The sequence below is a fragment of the Trueperella pecoris genome (assembly GCF_014926385.1).
Lineage (GTDB): Bacteria > Actinomycetota > Actinomycetes > Actinomycetales > Actinomycetaceae > Trueperella > Trueperella pecoris.
Window position 1 is genome coordinate 1,912,434 of sequence record NZ_CP053291.1, and the last position, 13,103, is coordinate 1,925,536.

General features: G+C 61.1%; 12 protein-coding genes. 8 read left to right on the top strand and 4 right to left on the bottom strand.

Translation table 11 applies throughout. The annotated features are described in order from the left end of the window. Positions 1 to 65: 65 nt before the first annotated feature. Both HLG82_RS08785 and HLG82_RS08790 read right to left on the bottom strand, forming a co-directional pair. Positions 66 to 224, bottom strand: a complete 159-nt coding sequence (locus tag HLG82_RS08785) for a DUF8730 family Cys-rich protein (RefSeq protein WP_193326462.1) — start codon at positions 222 to 224, stop codon at positions 66 to 68. A gap of 35 nt (positions 225 to 259) precedes the next feature. Continuing rightward, complete coding sequence (locus tag HLG82_RS08790) at positions 260 to 1,924, bottom strand: FAD-dependent oxidoreductase (RefSeq protein WP_193326463.1); 1,665 nt, start codon at positions 1,922 to 1,924, stop codon at positions 260 to 262. Positions 1,925 to 2,050: 126 nt separating this feature from the next. Between HLG82_RS08790 and HLG82_RS08795 the strand changes: the two genes are divergently transcribed. From HLG82_RS08795 to HLG82_RS08810, 4 genes are all read left to right on the top strand, one after another. Beyond that, positions 2,051 to 2,317 carry a metal-sensitive transcriptional regulator gene (locus HLG82_RS08795; RefSeq protein ID WP_193326464.1) on the top strand — a complete coding sequence of 89 codons (267 nt, stop codon included), beginning with the start codon at positions 2,051 to 2,053 and terminating at the stop codon, positions 2,315 to 2,317. A gap of 188 nt (positions 2,318 to 2,505) precedes the next feature. Continuing rightward, positions 2,506 to 5,160: a DMSO/selenate family reductase complex A subunit gene (locus HLG82_RS08800; RefSeq protein ID WP_193326465.1), complete on the top strand. Its 2,655-nt coding sequence runs from the start codon at positions 2,506 to 2,508 to the stop codon at positions 5,158 to 5,160. 5 nt (positions 5,161 to 5,165) lie between these two features. Beyond that, a complete protein-coding gene (locus HLG82_RS08805; RefSeq protein ID WP_193326466.1) occupies positions 5,166 to 5,804 on the top strand; it encodes a DMSO/selenate family reductase complex B subunit in 639 nt (212 codons plus the stop codon). Position 5,805: 1 nt separating this feature from the next. After that, on the top strand, positions 5,806 to 6,837 hold the full coding sequence (locus tag HLG82_RS08810; protein ID WP_193326467.1) for a dimethyl sulfoxide reductase anchor subunit family protein: 1,032 nt from the start codon (positions 5,806 to 5,808) through the stop codon (positions 6,835 to 6,837). Positions 6,838 to 7,027: 190 nt separating this feature from the next. Here HLG82_RS08810 and HLG82_RS08815 read toward each other — a convergent pair whose 3' ends face one another. Beyond that, positions 7,028 to 7,909 carry an IS3 family transposase gene (locus tag HLG82_RS08815; RefSeq protein WP_193326468.1) on the bottom strand — a complete coding sequence of 294 codons (882 nt, stop codon included), beginning with the start codon at positions 7,907 to 7,909 and terminating at the stop codon, positions 7,028 to 7,030. Continuing rightward, positions 7,879 to 8,163 carry a transposase gene (locus tag HLG82_RS08820; RefSeq protein ID WP_193326469.1) on the bottom strand — a complete coding sequence of 95 codons (285 nt, stop codon included), beginning with the start codon at positions 8,161 to 8,163 and terminating at the stop codon, positions 7,879 to 7,881. The genes HLG82_RS08815 and HLG82_RS08820 overlap by 31 nt, the downstream gene beginning before the upstream one ends. A gap of 107 nt (positions 8,164 to 8,270) precedes the next feature. Here HLG82_RS08820 and HLG82_RS08825 point away from each other — a divergent pair, with 107 nt between their 5' ends. The 4 genes from HLG82_RS08825 (at position 8,271) to HLG82_RS08840 (ending at position 13,064) form a co-directional block, all read left to right on the top strand. Beyond that, positions 8,271 to 10,442, top strand: a complete 2,172-nt coding sequence (locus tag HLG82_RS08825) for a prolyl oligopeptidase family serine peptidase (protein ID WP_193326470.1) — start codon at positions 8,271 to 8,273, stop codon at positions 10,440 to 10,442. A 14-nt stretch (positions 10,443 to 10,456) separates the two neighbouring features. Beyond that, positions 10,457 to 11,098 (top strand): TorD/DmsD family molecular chaperone, encoded by a 642-nt coding sequence (locus HLG82_RS08830; RefSeq protein WP_193326471.1) that lies wholly within the window; start codon positions 10,457 to 10,459, stop codon positions 11,096 to 11,098. 9 nt (positions 11,099 to 11,107) lie between these two features. After that, positions 11,108 to 12,061, top strand: coding sequence for an ABC transporter permease (locus HLG82_RS08835; RefSeq protein WP_193326472.1), 954 nt, complete (start codon positions 11,108 to 11,110; stop codon positions 12,059 to 12,061). A gap of 61 nt (positions 12,062 to 12,122) precedes the next feature. After that, entirely contained in the window at positions 12,123 to 13,064 is a 942-nt protein-coding gene (locus HLG82_RS08840) for an ROK family glucokinase (protein ID WP_193326473.1), read from the top strand. Positions 13,065 to 13,103 lie beyond the last annotated feature (39 nt).

Sequence of the window (13,103 nt, forward strand, 5' to 3'; positions counted from 1 at the left end):
CGCCGCCAAACCGCAGCCACAGCCAAACCGCAGCCGCAGCTAAACCGCCACCTCAGTCTGAAGCTTTAGCCGAACAGCTTCGAGAGGAAGGACGAGCCGCCCTCGTTCTCGTGACCCTGGCAACGCTCCGACTGGGGAACGCCGGCGAGAGCCTGTTCGATGTGGTTACCACAGCCGGCCCAGGTGGGCTTGCCGCACTTCCTGCATGTAACGCGCTGACACATAGTGTTTGTCCTTCTCGAGTGTTTGAGCTATTGGATTACTGGACGATCATGCCGGAGGCGTCGTCGCCGATTTCTGCCAACATGGTGATCATGCCGCCCGAGTGGTTTGCGCACTCGAATCCGGCCTGAACAAGCTGGCGGTGTGCAAGGTATGAGCGCATGCCCGACTTGCAGTGAACCGCGATCGGGCGCCCAGCAGCAGCCTCGCGGACCTCGTCCATCCGGTCACGGATTTCGAGGTGCGGGATGTTGAGTGCGCCGTCAATGTGGCCCTCGTTTGCGTACTCGCCGCGGCTACGTACGTCGAGGATGAGGTGATCCTTGCGGAGTTCCTCAAGTTCGCAGGTGTGCCAGACGTCCATCGTGTGGTCGAGGACGTTGGCGGCCATCATGCCGGCCATGTTGACCGGGTCCTTCGCCGAGCCGTAGGGCGGGGCGTAGGCAAGGTCGAGGTCGATGAGATCAGCGACTGTCATGCCAGCCTTGATGGCGGTGGCGAGGACGTCGATACGCTTGTCGACGCCGTCGACACCCGCAATCTGCGCACCGAGCACCTTCCCGTCTTGCCCGAAGTGGAGGCGCATGTGCATCTGCTTGGCGCCCGGGAAGTAGCCGGCATGGTTGGCCGGGTGGAGGGAGATGGTGTGGTGGGCAATGTTGGCGGCCGCGAGTGTGCGCTCGTTTGCGCCGGTCGTGGCGGCGGTGAGCTTGCCGACGCGGACGATGGCCGTGCCGATGGTGGTCGGGATGGGATGGGAGAGGTCGCCAGAGATGGCGTCGGCGACGAGGCGTCCGGCGCGATTGGCCGGGCCCGCAAGGGCGACCGGGCGCTTGATGCCGGTGACAAGGTCGGTCGAGGTGGCGGCGTCGCCGACTGCCCAGATGTTGGGGACGTTGGTGCGGCCGTGCTCGTCGATAACGATCGCTCCGCCTGCGCATTCGACGCCAGCGGCTTCCCACGTGTCGGTGCGCGGGCGTACGCCGGCAGACAGGACGACGACGTCGGCCTCGACGCGCGAGCCGTCCGAAAGGATCGCGACGCCGGTCCCCTCGCCTTCCTCGATCGCTTCGACGGCGGTGGAGGTGCGCACGTCAAGGCCGAGCGACTTCAGTTCGCCGGTGACGTAGTAGGCCGTCTCCTGGTCGAGTGGCGGTAGGACGTGGTCAGCGAATTCGACCACGGTGGTCTTGATGCCGCGCATGTTGAGAGCTTCAGCGGCTTCGAGGCCGATGAAGCCCGCGCCGATCACGACGGCGGTCTTGGCACCTTCAGCCATCTTGTCGAGGGCGAGGGCGTCGGAGACGGTGCGCAGGGTGGTCACGCGCTCGGAGTCGATGCCGGGGATGTTCGGACGGAAGGCGTCTGCGCCAGGCGAGAGGACGAGTTCGTCGTAGGAAAGCTCGTACTCACCCTCGGGGCCGCGGACCTGGACGGTCTTGGTCTGCGGATCCACCTTGGTCACGGTCGAGTTGACGCGCGCGTCAAGGTTGAGCGAGGCCTTGAGCGATTCGGGCGTCTGGACAAGGAGCGCGCCGCGATCGGTGATTTCACCGGAGACGAAATACGGCAAGCCACAGTTTGCGAACGAGACTTCCGGGCCCGCCTCGAGGACGATGATCTCAGCGTCTTCCTGAAGCCTACGCAGGCGGGCTGCTGCGGACATTCCGCCGGCGACGCCGCCAACAACAACAATCTTCATTGGGTAATCCTCCATTGCTCTAGATACCCCCTGGGGTATAGGCTAATGCGCAGGCGCGAGAATACGCAAGCACTTGATTCCATCCCGTAACATGCAAAAAGCCACATGAGCGAGAGAGGTGGGAATATGCAAGAAATTCCAAAAATATCGGCCGAGCAGCGCAAGGCTCTCAATCGGCTTAAGCGGGCGCGCGGGCAACTCAACGCGGTCATCGACAGCATTGAGAAGGGCGGCGAATGCGTGGACGTCATCCATCAGCTCGCGGCCGTCACCTCGGCACTCAACAAGGCCGGCTACACGATCGTCGCCGCCGCCATGAAAAACTGCGTGCTGTCAGACGACCCAACCACCACGCCGGAGGAGCTCGAAAAGGCGTTCTCGGCCCTCGCCTGACCTGCAAGAGCATTACGCAAGCCAACCGTCATCAAACGGGTGCGATCAACTACTGGATCGCACCCGTCTTTTCGTACCACCTAGGACCTTCGGCTACTGAACACCCGTCGCTTTGGGTCAAATAATTGAAGTGCCAGCCGGGGAAATTGCTCCGGCTCTTCTTTATTCACCAACAAACGGGGGCAAAGATGACTCAGACGCTTTCACCCGGCGCACCGACGGAGCCGCAAGGCCCCTCGCGTCGTACCTTCCTCAAGTGGTCAGGCGTGGCCGCTGGTGTTGCGGGCCTAGCCGCGACCACCGACCTCGGTATGCCCGACCCGGCTCAAGCCGCCTCCACGGAAGGTCTGGCCGACGCCGACCGTACCGTGTGGAGCGCGTGTACCGTCAATTGTGGGTCACGTTGCCCACTGCGGTTGCAGGTTAAGGACGGAACTATCGTCCGCGTTCTGCCAGACAACACGGGCGATGACACCCTCGGCAATCAGCGGGTACGCGCCTGCGTTCGCGGTCGCTCTATCCGCCAGCGCATCTACAACCCAGATCGCCTCAAGAAGCCGATGAAGCGAAAGCCTGGAACAAAACGTGGCGATGAGCAGTGGGAAGAAATCTCGTGGGACCAGGCACTAACCGAGATTGCCGACAAGATGAAGGAAATAAAGGCCAAGTATGGCAATGAGGCCTTTTACGTGCAATATGGTACCGGCACGCTTGGATCTGTCATGTCCTGTTCTTGGCCACCAGACGCTACCCCACAAGCACGCCTCCTTAATGCGTTTGGCGGATATCTGGACCATTACTCCGATTATTCAACGACGGCGATCACACAGGCATATCCCTACTTCTACGGCGCATGGGTCAATTCAAACTCGTTTGACGACGTCTCCCATGCCAAGCTCCAGGTGATGTTCGGAAATAACCCGCTTGAGACGCGCATGTCTGGGGGCGGCCATACCTTCGTCACCCAGGAGATCAAACGCAAGCATGGAGTGCGCACAATTGTTATTGATCCGCGTTACTCTGACACATCGGTCGCTCTCGGTGACGAGTGGGTTGCACTCCGCCCGGGTACCGACGCCGCGCTCATCGCAGGCATGATCTATGTAATGGTCGAAGAAAACCTTCACGACCAGGCTTTCCTTGACAAATACTGTATTGGATTTGACGAGGCGCACATGCCCGAAGGAGCTCCCGTAAATTCATCCTATCGTTCCTACCTTGAGGGCAAAGGTGCAGATGGTGTCGCGAAGACTCCCGAGTGGGCCGCCGACATCTGTGGCGTCCCTGCTGCAACGATCCGCCGACTTGCCCGCGAAATCGCAAACGCTAAGCCCGCAGCCATCACCCAGGGCTGGGGTCCGCAACGCCACGCCAACGGTGAGAACACCGCCCGGGCAATTTTCCTCCTCGCATGCGTGACGGGTAATCCAGGAATTCCGGGCGGAGGCACCGGCGCGCGCGAAGGTGCTGCAGGCCTTGCTATCGCAAACCCGTTCTACACTGAATTGGTCAACCCCTCAGAGAAGATCATTTCCTGTTTTTCTTGGCTCGACGCCATTGATCACGGCCCGCAGATGAACACCTTCAATGCTGGCGTCGGTGTTAAACCTAAACCCGGGGTGCGCGCTCTCAAGGTCCCCATCGACGAAAATATGCAACCGGAAAATACCTCGCTTGAGGTACCGATCAAAGCAGTCTTCCAGTACGCCAGCAATTCGCTCGTCAATCAGACTGGAAACAACAATGAATCCGTCACCATCTTGCAAGACGAATCGAAGTGCGAGCTGATTGTGACCACTGACATCATGTACACGGTTTCTGCGCGTTATTCAGATTACGTGTTGCCCGGCACATCGACGTCGGAGGAGTTCGATTACCACGACGGCGCCAATGGCGGCCCGATGGCTTATGGCATCGTCTCCGAGCAGGCAATCGAGCCCCTGTACGAAACAAAATCAATCTTCGATATTTGTACAGAACTTGCAGCCAAGCTTGACATCGAACAGGAATTCACTGGTGGAAAGAGTCGCGAAGATTGGCTTCGTCTGACTATCGAAGAATCCCGTAAGAAGGATCCGGAGCTGCCGACGTGGGATGAGTGGAAGAAGATGGGAATCTACCGTCGTAACGCCGGCCCCGTCATCGCAATGAAAGACTTCCGCGAAGATCCGCAGGCCAACCCACTTTCGACTCCGTCAGGTAAAATCGAGATCTACTCCGAACGCCTCGCAAAGATGGCGAAAGTATGGGAGTTTGGCGTGTTCCGTCCGGTTCTTGCCGGCGATGTCATCAAGCCGCTCCCAGAATTCGTCGCAACGTGGGAAGGCGCTCTCGAGGCCCGGGAGAACAAAGATTACCCGCTTCAGGTCATTGGACACCATTTCAAAGGGCGCACCCATTCAACATATGGCAATGTAAAGATGCTCAAAGAAGCACACACCCAGACTGCTTGGATGAATCCCACCGACGCGGAACAGCGTGGCATAAAGAATGGAGATGCCGTCTACGTTTTCAACGAGCGTGGCACTGTTCAGCTCCGTGCATATGTCACACAAAGGATCATCCCCGGCACTGTCTCCATCCCACAAGGAGCCTGGTACAAGCCGCTTCCTTCAGCTGATTTCTCCCTTCCGAAGGGGGCTGACGGCAAGCATCCCGTGGATATTGGCGGTTCGGTCAATACCCTGACGTCTTTGCACCCGACGCCGCTGGCGAAGGGACTACCCAGCCACACCGTGCTCGCACAGATCGCGAAAGCGGAATCTGGCGCACTCGAGAAGATTGAGGACGCCTATTACAAGCCCTACAGCGCTAATGCCGCTGGCATCTCCAAGGAGGATTAGGACTCATGAGCGAAAATCGGACTGAAAAGGGAGCCAACTACGGCTTCTTCTTCGATCAGGAGATATGTACAGGCTGTAAGGCGTGCCAGATTGCGTGCAAGGACAAGCACGACCTCCCGCTGGGTGTGAACTGGCGCCGCGTCGTCGAATATTCAGGCGGTACGTGGCAAAAGCAAGGGCAAACGCTTACCCCGCACGTCTTCTCCTACTACACGTCGATTTCGTGCAACCACTGCGAGGAAGCCATTTGCATGCAGGTGTGCCCGACGACGGCGATGAGCCGCCGCGAAGACGGCACCGTGTACGTCGACTCCTCCAAGTGCGTGGGTTGCCGTTACTGTGAGTGGGCCTGCGCCTATGGCGCTCCGCAGTTCAACGCGGAAACCGGCCACATGTCCAAGTGCGACCTGTGCTATGACTACCGCGAGCAGGGCCAGGCGCCGGCGTGTGTGGATGCCTGCCCGTCGCGTGCTCTCGATTGGGGACCCATCGAGGATCTACGCTCGACGTATGGCAGCGAAGACGGCGTCGCGCCGCTTCCGGATCCGTCGATCACCAAGCCGCGACTGGTGATCAACCCCCACAAGGACGCCCAGCCGTGGAACACCCAGGCCGGCATGATTGCAAACCCGAAGGAGATCTGACATGAATCTTCATGAACTCCCGATGATCCTCTTCACGGTCATCGCCCAAATGTGCGTGGGCATGTTTATCATCCTTGGACTCGTCCAGATGTGGCTCTCGGCGCGCACCGACGAAAAGACTGCCGATCGTTTGACGACGCCGATCGTCTACCTCATCGGCCCGGCCTTGGTCTTTGGCCTGATCGCCTCCATGTTCCACATGAACGACGTCACCCACACGCTGAACGTCATCCGCAACGTGGCCACGTCGTGGCTGAGCCGCGAGATTGTGTTCGGTGTGGGCTTCGCCGGCTTGGGCTTCGTTTTCGCCTTCATGCAGTGGTTCAAGATTGCCTCCTTCAGGATCCGCCAGCTCGTGGCGTTCTTGGCGGGAATCTTCGGCATTGGCTTGATCGTGTCGATGTCGATGATTTACTCGACCCTTCCTACCGTTCCGGCGTGGAACACGTGGGTTGTTCCCTTCCACTTTTTCATGACGGCGATCGTGCTCGGCTCTGCGGCGGTGACTGTTTCGCTTGTGCTGATGACCTTGGTTCGTCAGCGTGAGCAGCGGCGCGCACCCGTAGAGATTCCCACCAAGAGCTCCGCCGCCCCCAATGCCGGCAAGTCTTGGATGGACGCCCTCGGGTTCACCGCGAACGCACGTGAGATCAACGCGGCCACCACCGAGGAGGAGTGGCGCTGGACAGTAGCTATCATTCGCTTTTGTGCGGCGATGGCCGCTCTGGCGGCCGTGGCGATCCTGATCTCCTACGTCATGCACCTGCAGAACTTGGCGATGAACCCCGATCCGGCGGCTGCGACGTCTGCGGCGGTCTTCGCCGGCGCCTTCTTCTGGGTCAGGCTTATTCTCCTGGGCGTCGGGGCCGTGGCCATTGGCTTCGTCGCCTACCGGATGGCCGAGCCGAAGGCCCTCGCTAACCCGGTGCCGCTGGCCGCCTGGGTGAGCCTCGGTTTGGTGATCCTTCTGGCCGCCGAGCTGATGGGCCGCTCGCTGCACTACGATTCGCAGCAACTCATCGGCATCGGATAACAGCCGACGCGATGGTGGTGCCCCCGGACCTGCGTGCCGGGGGCACCACTCTTTTCCGCCCTCTTCGACTCTTCCGCAGTCCTTTCCCACTTTTCCCAGCCATTTCCCGCTTTTCTGCCGCGAGGGCACGGCGCACAGACGCTGGATAAAAAGTGTCGGTGGGGTGGCCTAAGAATTAGGTCCACTTGGTTTAAGCGTTGACCGTGTTTTCTTGTTTCCATTGTTCCGCATACTTCCGCGGGCTGAGGTAGCCGAGTGCGGAGTGCGGATGGAAGTCATTGTAGCGCCGTGACCACTGGGCCACGAGTAGGCGGGCATGCTCAAGGTTCTCGATACTGTTGTCCTCGAGGAGTTCGTCTCTCATCCGGTTATGGAACGACTCAACGAACCCGTTATGCCATGGCTGGCCTGGCGGAATGAGCGCTTGGATCGTCTTATCCTCGGCCGCCCAAACCTCGAGGGCGTGGGCGATGAACTCAGGCCCGTTGTCCATCCGAATCACCCTAGGGCGTCCTCCGCGCTCCAGACAAGCCACGTCGAGCAGTTCGATCACCGAGCCCGCATCAAGCTTTTTATCGACCGCGAAGGCGACGTGCTCGCGGGTGTATTCATCAATAATGTTGCAAATCTTGATCATCTTGCCATGCCAGGTTGAATCGAACTGGAAGTCCAACGCCCACACGTCGTTCGGGTACTGGCCAGCAGGAACATCACGCTGGCCGTGACCACTGAGGCGTTTACGCTTCTTGCGCGGCAACACGCGTAGACCTTCTTCACGCCACAAGCGCCGGAAAGTTTCCCGGCATACCCCATAACCCTCGGCGAGGGCGTTTCTCCAGGCACGCCGGTGTCCCCACCGGCGGTGATCACGCGCGAACTCGTGCATCCACTCGCGCAAGTCCGCGTATTTATCCGGCGTGCTTTCACGGGTCCTAGCGCGCCGGTAAGCACTGCGAGAGAGCCCAACGATCTGGCAGGAAAGTCTTTGGGAATAGCCCAGCCCAACGAGATGCCAGACGGCATCATGGCGGCGAGCTGGGCTTAGAAGTTTCCCTCCGATAATTCTTTCCACGCAGCCTTCTCCAGCTCTGCCTGACCCAGGAGGCGTTTGAGGCGCGTGTTCTCATCGCGCAGGCGCTGGAGCTCTTTCGCTTCGCTCTTGGTCATCGACCCATAGGTTGCCTGCCACCTATTCAACGTGGCTTCACTAATCCCAAGTTCGGTCAGGATCTGAGCCGTCGTCGAGCCTGATTCCTTCATCTCCCGCGCCTTATCAAGCTTACGAACAATCTGCTCAGGAGTATGCTTACTGAACTTCTTCACCATTCATCCATTCTCCCCACCCACAGGCAGGGGATCAACGGACAACACTCAAGTCACCTGGACCTAAAAACCTAGGGCACTCCATCGGAGCTGGCCCGTAGAATGATGACATGACAACAACACCGCATGCCCCGAAAGTCGCTCCCCGAGCCACCGCCACGGATCTCATCGATCCGTATCTTGAGCTGGAGGAGATCAATGATTCCACCCGCGCTTGGGTGACCGAGCGCTCCCAGCGCACGCTGGACCAATTTGGTGGGAAGAAGTTTGGCGCCTATCGGGATGCGGTGGCGGAGATTCTCTCGGCCAAGGACAAGCTCGATCTTGGAACGAAGCGCGGGGAGTGGATCTACAACTTTTACACCGATGGTGATTATCCGCGTGGGCTGTGGAGACGTGCCGCCGTCGCGGATTATTTGGCGAACGCTCAGGCGGACATCGAATGGGAGGTGCTCCTCGATGTGGGCGCGCTCGGCGAGGACGAGGGCCAGTCGTGGGTGTTTCGTGGCGCCTCGTTGCTGTATCCCACCTATGATCGGGCGCTTGTCACGCTCTCGCCGGGTGGTTCGGACTCGAACGTCGTGCGGGAATTTGATGTCGAAGCGAAGTCGTTCCTCGAGTCTGGATTCGTCAAGGGCGATTCGAAGGGGGCGATGAGCTGGGTTGATCGGGACACGGTGGTGATCTCGGCGGACTTCGGGCCTGGCACCTTGACGGACTCGGGTTACCCCAACAGTGCGCGCCTGTGGCGCCGCGGCCAGGATCTGAGCGATGCTCCCGTCATCGTTGAGGGCTCCAAGCACGACGTCGTTTCGGGTGCTCACTACGATCACACGCCCGGTCACGAACGCCTGCTCACCTATCGGGCCACCGATTTCCGAACAACAATCGAATACCTCGTGGATATCGACGCCGTTGCGGCAGGTCACGGCGGATGTACCGTTCCGGCTGAGGAGGCTGGCGAGGCGCTTCCGGCGGCGCTCACCGAGATCCTGCTGCCACGCTCGGCCGAGGTGGGGCTTGTGCGCGATTGGGCGCTGTTGACCTTGCGCCATGACTGGGAGCTCGAGGGCCGCACGATTCCCGCTGGCGCTCTGGCAATTTTGCCGTTCGATAGGGCGGTGGCCGGTCCCTCGGCCGATGACGTCCAGGTGCTGTATGAGCCTACGGCTTCGTCCTCGTTCCTGGATTTGACGACGACGAAGTCGGGCATCATCTTGACCATTCTTGACAACGTCAAGACTCGCCTATTCTTCTGCGCGGATCCGCACGCGGCCGATCAGAGCAAGGACGAGCGGTGGGAGATTTTCGAGGTCACCCCCAGGGCAGCCGAGTTTGCGACGGTCAGTGTGGCCGGCGTCGACCCGGATGAGTCAGATGACGTGTGGCTCACCATCTCCGATTTCCTCACCCCCACCACGCTCTACCACGGTCCCGTCAGCAGAACCGAGTTGCACGTGGCCAAGCTGCGGGCCGCCACGTCTCGCTTCAACGCCGAGGGCCTTGAGATTCGCCAACAGTGGGCGCAGTCCGCCGACGGCACGAAGGTTCCGTATTTCATCATCGGCCCAACCGCCGCCCTCGAAGGACAGCCCGCGCGCACCCTCCTCGATGGGTATGGTGGCTTCGAAGTCTCGCGCCTGCCCTCCTATATCTCTACGTACGGCAAGGTGTGGTTGGAAGAGGGCGGCGTGTACGTCGTCGCGAATATTCGTGGCGGTGGCGAGTTCGGCCCGGCGTGGCATCAGGCCGCCTTGAAAGCTAACCGGAATAAGGCATACGAAGATTTTGCGGCAGTTGCCAAGGATCTTGTCAGTCGCGGTCATACGACCGTTGATCAGTTAGGTGCGATTGGTGGCTCCAACGGGGGTTTGCTCATGGGCAACATGTACACCACCTACCCGGAGCTTTTCGGCGCGATTGTCTGCCGCGTGCCGCTTCTCGACATGAAGCGCTTCTCCCATCTTCTCGCGGGAGCCTCCTGGATGGGAGAATATGGCGATCCGGATACCGAGGACTGGTCCTACATGGAGCGGTATTCCGCCTACCATAACGTGGGCACCGAGCCACACCCGCCGATCCTGCTCACCACCTCTACTAGGGATGACCGCGTCCACCCCGGCCACGCCCGCAAGTTCCACGCACTGCTGGAGGAGATGGGGCACGAGACGTGGTTGTATGAGAACACGGAGGGCGGTCACGCCGGTGCGGCGGACATCGAGCAGGTTTCTCTCATGACCGCGCTTATCTTTTCCTTCCTCGATCAGCAACTCGCCAAGTAGCGAAAGGACTCACCATGCTTCACGACGACCGCCTCGAGGCTCTCGCCGCCGCTTTCCTCACCTTGGGCCGCCTTCACCTCGATTCCCCGGACTCGGCAACGCTCACCCAGCTCGCGGGCATGTACCTCGAATGGCCGCTGGCCGGGCCTGATGCGTCGGCTCACACCGCGCAGGGGCTCGACTACTGGTCGGCGTCGTTCGGCGTGGGCGAAGATGCCCAGGCGCTGCGCAAGGATCTCAACGATCTTTACGGGCGCACGGCGGCCGCGAAAGTGGCTCCGTTTGAATCGGTTCACCGGGGCGAGGGCCTCGTCTTTGACGAGGAGACCTTGCAGGTTCGCGCCGAATATCGCCAGCTCGGGTTGCAGGCCCCGCGCCTGCACAAGGAGCCGGACGATCACATCGGCCTTGAATTCAACTTCGTGGCGCAGGGGCTCGTGCGGGCTCTCGAGGCGCTCGATGGATCGTCGTTCGTCGACGCCGATCGCTACGTCGGGCTTGTCCGCCGCTTCTACACCGAGCACTTAGCTCTGTGGGCTCCGCAGATGCTGGCCAGTGCGCGCGATGCTGCATCGTCGGACTTCTACCGAGGGCTCGCCGCACTCTCGCTCGGCGCTCTTGAGGAGCTTGCAAGCGCCCTCGACTCAGCGAACTAGGATCGAACCGTGAACGACGCAACCCGGCTCCTCATCACCACCAGCATCGGCCTCGCCGTCATGGTGGTCGCCATTCTCGGCCTCCAACGCTGGGCCGGGCTTCGTGTTGGCGTCCAGCCTCTCGTGGCGGCCCTGCGCGCGGTGGCGCAGCTTGCGGCGCTTGCGCTCGTCCTGCATGGGATATTCCAGTATCCGTGGACTGCGGTGTTGATGCTGGCCGGCATGTTGACTGTGGCCGCGCTGACCTCGGGCAACAGGTTGCGTCAGCTCCCCTATGGGCGCAGAGCGGCGGCGCTGGGCATTTCTAGTGCCGCGTTGATCGTCGTCGCACTCATTTTCTCGATGCAGATGATGGAGCTCACCGTCTCGAACTTTATCGCGGTCGGCGGCATGATCACCGGAAACTCAATGTCAGCAGCGACCCTGTCCGGGCGTCGCTTTATGGCAAGCTCGCAGGCCCAGCGCGGCGAGGTGGAGGGCTGGTTTGCCCTCGGCGCCCGCCCGCAGCAGGCCTTTTCACGCGTGAGCCGAACGGCCGTTGAGGAGATGCTCCTGCCGACGATCGACAAGACGAAGTCCACGGGCCTGGTCACCATGCCGGGCGCGTTCGTCGGCGCGCTCATCGGCGGCGCCTCCCCCGTGGAGGCGGCTCGCTTCCAGCTCGTAGTTCTCGTTGGCATCATGCTTGCGGAAACCATCTGTGGCATCATCGTTACCAAAGTCCTCTCCCGCGCCACGGTCATTGCCAGCCCACAGGAGTCCTCCACGCCCAAGGCTGATGCCAAGAGCAAGGCGAGCAAGGACGCTAAGGCTAACTCCACCTCCGGCGGGGAGAACGGCTCAAGCCGTGAGAGCAACTCAGGCGGCTCCGCGGCGGAAGGCGGCTCCGAAGGGGAAACCAGGGAAACCGAAAGAGCCCGCGCAGAACTCGAACGCAGGGCCCGCGCACGCGCCCACAAGTAGAGGCGTTGCAAACTGTTCTGAACGACTGAAAACGCCTTGCATACGTGCCAAAATGTGTTCCATGAGTGCGATTATTGGCGTTGATGTAGGCGGAACAAAGATTGCCGCAGGGCTCGTTGATGAGCAAGGCAATATCCTTAAAATGACGCGTAAACCGACGGACACCCGGACGCCGGATTCAGTCATCGAAACAATCCTGGAAGTCATTGGAGAACTGCGCGCCGATGCCGACGCGCAGGCCGTCGGCATCGGCGCCGCCGGCTTCATCAATGCGGATCGTTCCACCGTCAACTTCGCCCCCAACCTTAACTGGCGCAACCTCCCCCTCGGCAAGCGCGTGTCCGAAGCGACCGGCCTGCCGACCGTCGTCGAAAATGACGCAAACTCAGCCGCCTGGGGCGAATTCCGCTTCGGCGCGGCAGCCGAATACGAATCCGCCGCTGTCATCACCGTAGGAACCGGCATCGGGGGCGGCATCATCGTCGGAGGCAAACTGCTGCGTGGCGCGAGCGGCTTCGCCGGCGAAATCGGCCACCTGAACATGGTCGAAAACGGCATCCCCTGCGGCTGCGGCCTACGCGGATGCTGGGAGGTTTACTCCTCGGGAGGCGCCCTTCTTCGGGCGGCGCGCAAGATCGCCCGCCAAGACCGCGAGCGCTCGGCCGGCATGCTCGACCTCGCCGGAGGCGACCCCGAGGCCATCACCGGCATCATGATCACCCAGGCGGCCCAGAATGGGTGCGCGGGGGCGAACGAGGCATTCGCCGAGGTGGGCCGCTGGCTCGGCCAAGGCATGGCCGACCTCTCCGCGATCCTCGACCCCGAGGCATTCGTCCTCGCCGGCGGTGTCTCCGAGGCCGGCAACGTCCTGCTTCGCCCAGCCCGGGACGCCTTCCTCGAGCGCCTCACCGCGCGCGACTTCCGCCCCGAACCGCCCGTGCTACTAGCCAAGCTCGGTAACGACGCCGGCATCATCGGCGCCGCGGATCTCGCCCGCGAGTAAAGGATGTAGGTGGGCCCGGGCAATCATTGCCCGGGCCCA